This is a genomic window from Komagataeibacter kakiaceti JCM 25156 (assembly GCF_000613305.1).
The window spans coordinates 1-2426 of the sequence record NZ_BAIO01000357.1 but is presented as its reverse complement, the minus strand read 5'-3'; the positions used below and the strand labels follow the sequence as shown (position 1 = coordinate 2426).

Genomic DNA, 2426 nt, shown 5'->3' with positions numbered 1-2426 from the left:
GGCGCTTTCCGTCTTGGCACCAGCCGTGGCGATGTGATCCATGCCCATGCGGTCATCATCGCCGCTGGCGCGGGGGCGTTCGGCCCCAACCGGCCACCGCTTGAGGGTCTGGACGCCTATGAACGCAGCGGAGGCGTCCAGTATTTCGTCCGCCGCCGCGCCGATTTCGCGGACAGGGATGTGCTGATCGCGGGCGGTGGGGATTCGGCGGTGGACTGGGCGCTTTCCCTGCGCGATGTGGCGCGCAGCGTGCAACTGGTGCATCGGCGTGACCGCTTCCGCGCTGCGCCGGAAAGCCTGCGCCAGCTTGATGAGGCCGTGGCGCGTGGCGAGATCGAAAAGATCATCGGCTACCAGCTTCACGGCCTGCACGGCACCGGCGGACAGTTGACCGGCGTGGATCTGGCCACGCTGGACGGCACGCTCAGGCATGTCGCGTGCGACCATCTGCTACCCTTTTTCGGGCTGGCGACCGATCTGGGGCCGATCGCGCAATGGGGGCTGGACACCCTGCGCGGCACCATTCCCGTCACGCCCTCAACATGCGAAAGCAGCCTGCCCGGCATTTTCGCCATAGGCGACATCGCGGCCTATCCGGGCAAGCTCAAGCTGATCCTGCAGGGCTTTACCGAAGGCGCGATGGCGGCCCACGCCATCCACCCCATCGTACATCCCGACACGGCGCTGCATTTTGAATACTCCACCAGCAAGGGCGTGCCCGCGGGCTGATTTCTGCCCTTCGGTTCTGTCATAACAGAAACGGTTGACCATTCCCGCCGTGTGGCGCATCCCCGCCACTGTAGGGACGCAAAGGAGGATGCAACCGTGAAAGTTATCGTTCTGGGCGCGGGCGTGGTCGGGGTGACAACGGCATGGTACCTGGCGAAGGAAGGCCATGAGGTCTCGGTCATCGACCGCCAGCCCGCCGCAGCGCTGGAAACCTCCTTTGCCAATGCGGGGCAGATTTCCCCCGGCTTTTCCGCGCCATGGGCCGAACCCGGCCTGCCGTTCAGGGCGCTGCGGTGGGTCTTCAGCCGCCACGCGCCGCTGGTCATCCGCCCGCGCCTCGATCTGGCCATGCTGCGCTGGCTCGAACGGGTGCTGGCCAACTGCAACGCCCATGATTACGACATCAACAAATCCCGCATGCTGCGCGTGGCGGAATACAGCCGTGACTGCCTTGACGCCCTGCGTCAGGAAACCGGCATCACCTATGATGACCAGCAGCGCGGCCTGATCCAGCTTTTCCGCACCCGGGGGCAGGTGGACCGCTGCGCGCGCGACATGAGGCTGCTGGACCAGGCCGGCATTGCCCACGAATTCCTGAGCGCGGATGACATCGCCCGCCATGAGCCCGGCCTGTCGGAAAACAGGCACCTGTTCCACGGCGGGCTGCGCCTGCCCGGCGACCAGTCGGGCGATGCGCACATGTTCACCCAGCGTCTGGCCCAGAAGGCGGAGGAAGAGCTGGGCGTCACCTTCCATTTCGAAACGACCGTCGAGGCGCTGGAAGCCGCCGCCACCGAAATCCTGGGCGTGCGCACTTCCGCCGGGCGCATGACGGCGGATGCCTATGTGGTGGCGATGGGCAGCTATTCCCCCCTGCTGCTGCGCCCGCTGGGCATGAAGCTGCCGGTTTACCCGACCAAGGGCTATTCGCTCACCCTGCCCATCACGGATGCGGCGCGCGCGCCAGTTTCCACCATCTGCGATGATACCTACAAGGTCGCCATCACCCGGCTGGGGGATCGTATCCGCATTGGCGGCACCGTGGAACTGACCGGCTACAACCTGCGGCTGCGCCGTGACCGGCGCGAGGTGCTGGAACTGTCTTTTTCGGAACTGTTCGGGGCCGGTGGCGACCTGTCGCAGGGCGTGTACTGGACCGGCCTGCGGGCCAGCACGCCCGATGGTACGCCGGTTATCGGCCGGCGGGGCGTTTTTCCAACCTGTGGCTCAATACCGGCCATGGCACGCTGGGCTGGACCATGGCCTGCGGGTCGGGCCGGGTACTGGCGGACCGGATGAGCGGCCGGCCCACCGCCATTCCATGCCTCGACCTCTCGCCCGACCGTTACACGACGGGCTGAGAGGTAATTGAAAATTAACCGCCTGAAAAAATCTTCACCAGAAACCTGCTTATGATCGGGAGAGTATTCCCTGCCGCGGCGCCAGCCGGACATAAAAAAAAGCCCGGTGTGAACCGGGCTTTTTTGTTGGCAACCGCATGCGCCGCCACAGGGGCGCCGCGTGCGGGCCGGGTATGGGTTACTGCGCGGCCGGAGCGGCGGGAGCAGCCGGAGCGGCTTCCTTCTTCTGACCATGGTGATGGCTACCATGGTGGTGCGAACCGGAATGCTTTTCCTTCTTCGCGCCAGCTTCGGGGGCCTCGGGCGCAGCGGCGTCGGGCGTGGCCGGCGGGGCGG

The 2426-nt window shown here is 65.9% G+C and carries 1 protein-coding gene and 1 pseudogene; both read left to right on the top strand.

Annotated features, from left to right (window positions below; genetic code table 11):
- Window positions 1-729 (top strand): NAD(P)/FAD-dependent oxidoreductase (locus JCM25156_RS13710; protein ID WP_025813528.1); only part of this gene is annotated, 729 nt, incomplete at its 5' end.
- Between the two features lie 96 nt (window positions 730-825).
- A pseudogene (locus JCM25156_RS24495) lies at window positions 826-2090 on the top strand (D-amino acid dehydrogenase).
- The last annotated feature ends 336 nt before the right edge of the window (window positions 2091-2426 follow it).